This window comes from Pseudofrankia coriaricola (genome assembly GCF_001854805.1).
GTDB lineage: Bacteria > Actinomycetota > Actinomycetes > Frankiales > Frankiaceae > Pseudofrankia.
In genome coordinates this window covers 36019-42311 of record NZ_MBLO01000027.1, presented here as the reverse complement: position 1 = coordinate 42311, position 6293 = coordinate 36019, and the positions used below count along the sequence as shown (strand labels likewise).

Genomic DNA, 6293 nt, shown 5'->3' with positions numbered 1-6293 from the left:
CGTTCCTGGGCGCCGCCATCGGCAGGGCGATCATGTTCTACGACGAGTACGACATCAATGAGACGTACGACGACAACCATCCGGTGCTGGCGCTCGGCCACGCCTCCGGGGTGAGCGGATTTGTCACCGCCACCTTTGCCGGCAGCGTGGCTGGTCTGGTCGGAGGCCTTGCCGAGGGGCTCACCGCGCACCTCGGGGCCGTGCAGGACGTCGTCTACGGCAGTGGTGTGGCGTTCGCCGTAGAGGAAGATCTTGTCGGTGCATTCGACGGGCGACCGGTGCGGTGCGGGTAGATCCACCGCCGACGGACCAGCCGGCGGTGCCAGGCCAGCAGCGTCGCCGGGGTCACCAGCCGGCACGACCGGGCCCCGCGGGGGAGCAGTCGGGCCGGCGCGGCCAGGACCGCGCGATCCGGCCAGGTGAACCGAGGCCGCCCGACCTGGCGACGCAGCACGTCGACCTCCTGGCGCAAGACCAGTAGTTCCGTCATCCTCGCCGCATCGCTGCGGGTGAGCAGGACGAGCCAGCCGAACACCCGCACCATGACCAGATACACCAGTCGCACGACCTTGAGCCACGATCATCCGCCACGGCGCCTGGCAGCGAAGTTGCAGATCAACGCCCCGAGACCGAGTTCTGGCACGGTACAGGGGTCGCGGCGAGGCTGGCGGAAGATTCCCTGGGGTCATTTCTCGGCGCCGCCGATCTTGCCGGGCAGGCCGAAGGAGTCGAACAGGTCCTGGTCCTGGAAGACGTTGTTGCGGCTGATACCTGACGCGGTGACGGTGAAGACCTGGAGGGTGTGCAGGTGGTATTCGCCGTCCTGGGCGCGTGTGTAGGCGGCCAGCGCGGGGTTGCCCGTTCGCCCGCGTCGGCACCATGCGCCAGCCCGTGCCCCGGAGGGTGAAGAGGCGTGCCATGAAGCGGATGTAGGGCTCGCGGCCGGCGTACCAGGTGAGGAACGGCGGCATCTCCAAGACTGCGTCATCGGTCAGCAGCTTCTCCAGAGCCGCCAGGTCGGCGCTCTCGAAGGCGACGGCATACCGCTCGACCTGGGCGCGGTCGCCGGGGTCGGCGGGCTCGTCGATCTGGTCCTCGCGCAGCCCCGCCTCGCCGAGCCGGGCCCTGGCCCGTTGCAGGGCGCTGTTGACTGCGGCGGTCGTCATCTCCAGCGTCGCGAACCAATCCCGCCAGTCGCCGAACGCAACTGTGAGTGTTATTTGCGGGCGACGCCGCAGTGGCTGTCGACGGGGGTGGGGTTGGTGCCGGGGTCGGGTCGCCACAGTGAGGTGGAGACGACGCCGGGTTCGACGAGTTCCAGGCCGTCGAGGAACCGGGCGAGCTGCTCGGGGGTGCGTGGGTGGTACGGGTCGCCGGCTTCGTTGCGGCGGCGGCCCGCCTCGCGCGCCGCCGCGGCGGTGTCGTCGGTGGGGATCGTGCCGTCGTTGACCACGAGGTAGCTGCCTGCGGGTACGGCGTGGAGGAGCCGGGTGACGATGCTGTGGGCTTCGTCGGTGTCGGCGACGTTGCCGAGGATGCCGAGCATCATCAGCGCGATCGGTTGGGTGAAGTCGAGGAGGCGGGTGGCGGCGGCCAGGATGGCGTCGGGCTGGCGGACGTCGGCGTCCATGAAGGCGGTCGCGCCTTCGGGGGTGCTGGTCAGCAGGGCCCGGGCGTGGACGAGAACGAGGGGATCGCGGTCCACGTAGACGATCCGTGCGTCTGGGGCGATGCGCTGGGCGACCTCGTGGGTGTTGTCGGCGGTCGGCAGGCCGGTACCGATGTCGAGGAACTGGCGGATGCCGGCCTCGCCGGCCAGGAACCGCACCACCCGGCCCAGGAACGCCCTCGACTCGCGGGCGATGTTGATGATCTCCGGGTAGAGTTCGCGGACCTGGTTCCCGATCGCCCGGTCGGCCGGGTAGTTGTCCTTCCCGCCGAGCCAGTAGTTCCACACCCGTGCCGAGTGCGGAACGGCGGTGTCGAGCACGGGCTGGTAGGTGCTGTCGGGGTCAGGCACAGCGCTCGTGGTCACTGTCATCTCCCTCGACATGTCCTTTCTGGTCACCCTAAACGACCCGTGCCGCTCCGTTCACAACGAACTGCCCCAATTCGGCTGCTGTGAGCAGGTGTCGCGGTGGGCGGACGTTTGCTCGCCGTCCAGTCGTTTCCTCTCACCGGGACCCGGGCGTGCCAGGCCGTGGGACCTCGACGCGGCCTGCCCTGTCGCGGGGGCCGCGGCGGGGGACGGCTCAAGGCCGTGGGAGGCCGTGGCGGTTGATGGGCGCCCGAACCGCCTGTGAGAAGACTCGTGATGCGCCTTGTCGTTGAAGCGGGGCCACCCGGTCGGGCCGGACAGCCGATCTCCCATGCCCGCCGGGCTCGATGGCCAGCCGTCGGCGTGGACGCCGACGGTGCGATGGACATGGAGTGGCGGGTAGGGGCTCGGCGATGTGAGTTCCTTCGGCGAGGCGACAACCCCTTCACGGCGGCACGAGCCTCAGGCCGTAGGCCACCTGTCTGGCTCGCTGCAACGGAACGTCGTCGACGCTGCGCGGTGGACGCGGGTCAGGACCGAGAAGGACCCGACCCGGCATGCGCGCTCGGACGCGGCTGATGTGCCCCATCGGGCGGGGGCACGGCGACCTGCGGGGACGAATCGGGGTGAAACGGTCCGGGCACGGAGGGTGCACGCAGGCGGGGCGCGCCGGCTCTAGAAGGGTGAGGGCCTCATCGCCGAGGCCCTTGTTGACCGACGAAGGGATGAACGACGTGGACCTGGTGACCGTTGGGTCAGGTTTCGTGGGCATGGTGCTCGCGCTGACCGGTGTGGGTAGGTTCACTGTCGGCGGACGAGGCGGCGATGCCAGGCCAGCAGCGTCGCCGGGGTCACCAGCTGACACGACCGGACCTCCCGGGGGGAGTAGCCGGGTCAGGCGGCCAGGAGGGCGCGGCCGGGCCAGGTGAACCGGGGTCGTCCGAGCTGGCGGCGCAGGATCGAGACCTCGTTGCGCAGCACCAGCAGTTCCGCCGTCCTCGCCGCGTCGCTGCGGGTGAGCAGGACGAGCCAGCCGAAGACCCGGACCATGACCAGATATACCAGCCGAACCACCATGAACAGAGATCATGAACCGCTGCGCCTGGCGGAGAAGTCGCAGGTCAAACCCCCGAAACCGAGTTCTGGCACGGTACAGGCAGAACCGACAGTGCGGACACGGCGACAGCTGTGCGGGTCGGATGCCGACCCGCACAGCTGTTCAGGTGTTTAAAGATCAACGCTGAGGCGCCCGAGACGCAGACGCCAGCGGCGTGCGTCAGACCGGGCGGACGTGCTCCGCCTGCGGGCCCTTCTGGCCCTGCGTGACGTCAAACTCCACGCGCTGGTTCTCGTCCAGGCTGCGGAAACCCGCGCTGTCGATCGCCGAGTAGTGAACGAAAACGTCCGGGCCGCCGCCGTCCTGCGCGATGAAACCGAAGCCCTTTTCGCCGTTGAACCACTTAACAGTGCCCTGAGCCATGTGCTTCTCCTTCGTGGGAGCTGAACCGGGACCGCCTGGCGCGGGCCGGGGTGCTGCGGTGCGGTTGCTCCCACTGCCGAACTGGCCGGAACACGACAAACGCCCGCTGTCAGAATCCGCGGGCGTCCATATGTTCGAGGAACCTACAACTGCAACGAAGCCAAGCCTATCACTCATCGCGCCGACCCGCCGTCTGCGGTCGGGAGGCGGATTGGTGGGCACCCCGTCGTCGCGGCTGGGCTTCGATCAGCCCGGCACAGTTCCATTGGCTGGAGGGCAAGGCTGGCCGGCCAGTCGGGCATGATCGTGTCATCGGCGAGCAGGACAAGCCGGCGCGTGCCCCTGGGGAGGCTCGTGTTGTCGATGCATCGCGACGGGAGTCGGTCAGGCACAGGGTTCGTGTCCCGGCCTGAGGTGGTGGACTTCGTGTACGCGGTCGCCATCGCCTACTGCCCGGAAGTGCCGCGGCCCGATATTGCGCCCCTGCTCGCGACCACGGTGCCCGCCGCGCCTGCACCGGCGACGACGATCACTCCGGGAACCTGGCTGGTCGGTAGCAACATCCAGCCGGGTACCTACGAGATCACGAACGCCAGCGCGGACGTCCTGGACTCCTGCTACTGGGCGCGGCTGTCCGGCACGTCCAGGGACTTCGGTGAGATCCTCGCGAACGGCAACGTCCAAGGCCACGGCGTCGTGACCATCAAGCCGACCGATGTCGCGTTCCAGACTCGCTGCACGTGGACCAAGCTCGGCTGAGCCCAGGCCGCGGCGACCAGACCGACGACAGCCCGGTCTGGTCGCCGCGTGACGCCGGCCCTCCCAGCGAAAAGGGACCCGTTGACAGAAATGGACCTGCGCGCCCAAGCCGACTACGACACCGGCGAAGTCCGCGTCAGCCGCCATCGCCATGACGATGGCGAGTGCATCGGCAACACCGGCGTCACCCGACTCGACAGGCCTGATCACGAGGCCGACCTCGGGGAGCTCGAACGGGCCGCCGACAGGTTGCTCGCCGAGAACGGCTTGAAGCGCACCGGTCCGTGGCGTCGAGGCCGGCAGTGGAAGATCGCGACCACGGTCACCGAAGCAGAACCCGTGCCGACCGCCAGCTGAGCCGAAGACGACGAACGCCCCGCCTCATCGGTGAACCACCTGCTACCTGGGCTGTGGCGGCATGGCCGGGCGGCGTCGATCAACAGCGGAGTGAAGCGCTGCACCACCTGTAGACGCTGACGTGGTAGACGGTGATGCCACGTTCGGCCAGCAGCTCCTCGACGTCCCGGTAGGACAGGCCATATCGCAGATACCACCGCACCGCCAACGTGATCACCTCTGGCGGGAACCGGAACCCCGCGAACTCCGAGGCCACGACCACGGAACGGACACTCCGACGATGCACCAATCGATCATGCCTTAGCGGCTGGCCCGACCGCTGTGCCCCGCCAACGCAACAGGTCCTCGGTCACCGCCGACCGGCGTGCACTCCTGCTGGACCGCCGCGTGGTGGAGCCGAGTCCTGGTCGATCCATGGACGACACGCCGCCACGGGCGACCTCTGGCTCTCCGACGGCACCCGCCGCCCTCGCCGACACCGCCCTCGCCGACGCCGTCATCACCGGGAACAATCTCGTCCGGCTTCACGCACGGCCGGCGCCCGCCCCCGACAGCGACGCGCAGTGGCACCGCCAGGCGATGCTGTTCGGCGCCGCTGGGCAGCAGGCGTTCGCCCGGATGCGCGTCGCGGTCGTCGGTCTCGGCGGAGCAGGAAACATCATCACGGAGTTCCTCGCGCACCTCGGAGTCGGCGAACTCGTTCTGATCGACGACGACCGAGTCGATGCCACCAACCTCCCGCGGCTCCTCGCCGCGCGCAACGCCCGGCGGGCGAACCTCGCGATCGGCATCCTGCACGAATACGAACATGCCGCCTGACAAGCCGGACGTGATTTTCGGCAGGTACAGGGTGTCGTCCGCTGTCTCGCGCAGCTGCTGGGCGGTCAGGCTGTCGTCGTTCGGGTCGAGGGTGTCGGCGGCGTCCAGGACGCGGGCCTGGATCTGCCGCTCCGCGGCCATGGTGGCGGCCAGCACGGCGCGGGTGCGAGGCGAGGGCATCGAGGGGTCCTCCTTGTCGTCGGCGGGGCCGGGGGGATGTCAGCCGCGGCGGCCGGTGGCTCGGCTTGACATCTTATGATTGGCCTATCAATAATGGGCCCATGACCACTGGGCGAGTCCATGAGCAGCGCCTCTCGATGGAGGAGCGCCGCGAGCAGGTGTTGGCGGCCGCGGTGGCTGAGTTCGCCGAGAACGGCTACCACGCGGCGCGTACCGCGGCGATCGCGGCTCGGGCTGGGATCTCTCAGCCCTACATCTACGCGTTGTTCGAGAACAAGAAGGTGTTGTTCCTTGCCTGCCAGGACCAGGTGCATGAGCGGATCCGGGGGGTCTTCGCCGCGGCGCTGCGCCCGGCGGAGTCGCCGGTTGAGTCTCTGCGCCTGCTGGGTCGGGCCTATCAGGTCCTGCTCGCCGACGAGGACCTGATGCGGTGCCGGATGCAGGGCTTCGCCGCGGCCGCCGACCCGGAGATCCGAGCGCATGTGCACCGCCGCTTCGTCGAGCTGTTCGACGCGGTGAAGGAGATGACGGGCGCCGACCAGGAGCAGGTCGCCCGGTTCTTCGCCACCGGGATGCTGCTGACCATTGGCGTCACGATCGACCTGCCGCGCTCCTACGCGTTCGCCCCGCCCGCCCACTGATCGTCTTTTTTTTCGGCAT

Annotated in this window: 9 protein-coding genes and 2 pseudogenes; 5 read left to right on the top strand and 6 right to left on the bottom strand. The window is 68.9% G+C overall.

Going from position 1 to position 6293, the window contains the following annotated elements; translation table 11 throughout:
* The coding region (locus BCD48_RS53190) for a hypothetical protein (protein ID WP_241841519.1) at positions 1 to 293 on the top strand (293 nt) is incomplete at its 5' end.
* A 392-nt stretch (positions 294 to 685) separates the two neighbouring features.
* Here BCD48_RS53190 and BCD48_RS53180 read toward each other — a convergent pair.
* The 5 genes and pseudogenes from BCD48_RS53180 to BCD48_RS05045 all read right to left on the bottom strand — a co-directional run bounded on the left by BCD48_RS53180 (position 686) and on the right by BCD48_RS05045 (position 3518).
* Positions 686 to 988: a sigma-70 family RNA polymerase sigma factor family protein gene (locus tag BCD48_RS53180; RefSeq protein ID WP_241841518.1), complete on the bottom strand. Its 303-nt coding sequence runs from the start codon at positions 986 to 988 to the stop codon at positions 686 to 688.
* Positions 888 to 1166 (bottom strand): annotated as a pseudogene (locus BCD48_RS55420) (nuclear transport factor 2 family protein); the annotation flags it as partial. The pseudogene BCD48_RS55420 and the gene BCD48_RS53180, both read right to left, overlap by 101 nt.
* Before the next feature lie 50 nt (positions 1167 to 1216).
* Positions 1217 to 2041, bottom strand: coding sequence for an SAM-dependent methyltransferase (locus BCD48_RS05055; protein WP_071047063.1), 825 nt, complete (start codon positions 2039 to 2041; stop codon positions 1217 to 1219).
* 891 nt (positions 2042 to 2932) lie between these two features.
* Entirely contained in the window at positions 2933 to 3115 is a 183-nt protein-coding gene (locus tag BCD48_RS05050; RefSeq protein ID WP_241841517.1) for a hypothetical protein, read from the bottom strand.
* 199 nt (positions 3116 to 3314) lie between these two features.
* Positions 3315 to 3518: a cold-shock protein gene (locus BCD48_RS05045; RefSeq protein ID WP_007507818.1), complete on the bottom strand. Its 204-nt coding sequence runs from the start codon at positions 3516 to 3518 to the stop codon at positions 3315 to 3317.
* Between the two features lie 399 nt (positions 3519 to 3917).
* On the opposite strand from BCD48_RS05045, the gene BCD48_RS05040 reads away from it, so the two are divergent.
* Both BCD48_RS05040 and BCD48_RS51990 read left to right on the top strand, forming a co-directional pair.
* Entirely contained in the window at positions 3918 to 4277 is a 360-nt protein-coding gene (locus tag BCD48_RS05040; RefSeq protein WP_131803784.1) for an Rv1352/Rv1906c domain-containing protein, read from the top strand.
* A 90-nt stretch (positions 4278 to 4367) separates the two neighbouring features.
* Complete coding sequence (locus BCD48_RS51990; protein WP_198543088.1) at positions 4368 to 4634, top strand: hypothetical protein; 267 nt, start codon at positions 4368 to 4370, stop codon at positions 4632 to 4634.
* A gap of 23 nt (positions 4635 to 4657) precedes the next feature.
* Here the strand turns inward: BCD48_RS51990 and BCD48_RS05035 are convergent.
* Positions 4658 to 4896 (bottom strand): annotated as a pseudogene (locus BCD48_RS05035) (IS6 family transposase); the annotation flags it as partial.
* A gap of 152 nt (positions 4897 to 5048) precedes the next feature.
* Here BCD48_RS05035 and BCD48_RS05030 point away from each other — a divergent pair.
* Together BCD48_RS05030 and BCD48_RS05020 are read left to right on the top strand one after the other, a co-directional pair.
* Positions 5049 to 5453: a ThiF family adenylyltransferase gene (locus tag BCD48_RS05030; RefSeq protein WP_071047061.1), complete on the top strand. Its 405-nt coding sequence runs from the start codon at positions 5049 to 5051 to the stop codon at positions 5451 to 5453.
* Between the two features lie 281 nt (positions 5454 to 5734).
* Entirely contained in the window at positions 5735 to 6274 is a 540-nt protein-coding gene (locus BCD48_RS05020) for a TetR/AcrR family transcriptional regulator (RefSeq protein WP_083418191.1), read from the top strand.
* Positions 6275 to 6293 lie beyond the last annotated feature (19 nt).

What these genes read in the sequence shown, in the direction of transcription:
- BCD48_RS05050 (WP_241841517.1), bottom strand. Translation starts at nt 3,115, where the DNA reads ATGGTGGTTCGGCTGGTATATCTGGTCATGGTCCGGGTCTTCGGCTGG.
- BCD48_RS05045 (WP_007507818.1), bottom strand. Translation starts at nt 3,518, where the DNA reads ATGGCTCAGGGCACTGTTAAGTGGTTCAACGGCGAAAAGGGCTTCGGT.
- BCD48_RS51990 (WP_198543088.1), top strand. Translation starts at nt 4,368, where the DNA reads ATGGACCTGCGCGCCCAAGCCGACTACGACACCGGCGAAGTCCGCGTC.
- BCD48_RS05055 (WP_071047063.1), bottom strand. Translation starts at nt 2,041, where the DNA reads ATGACAGTGACCACGAGCGCTGTGCCTGACCCCGACAGCACCTACCAG.
- BCD48_RS05020 (WP_083418191.1), top strand. Translation starts at nt 5,735, where the DNA reads ATGACCACTGGGCGAGTCCATGAGCAGCGCCTCTCGATGGAGGAGCGC.
- BCD48_RS53180 (WP_241841518.1), bottom strand. Translation starts at nt 988, where the DNA reads ATGACGCAGTCTTGGAGATGCCGCCGTTCCTCACCTGGTACGCCGGCC.
- BCD48_RS05030 (WP_071047061.1), top strand. Translation starts at nt 5,049, where the DNA reads ATGGACGACACGCCGCCACGGGCGACCTCTGGCTCTCCGACGGCACCC.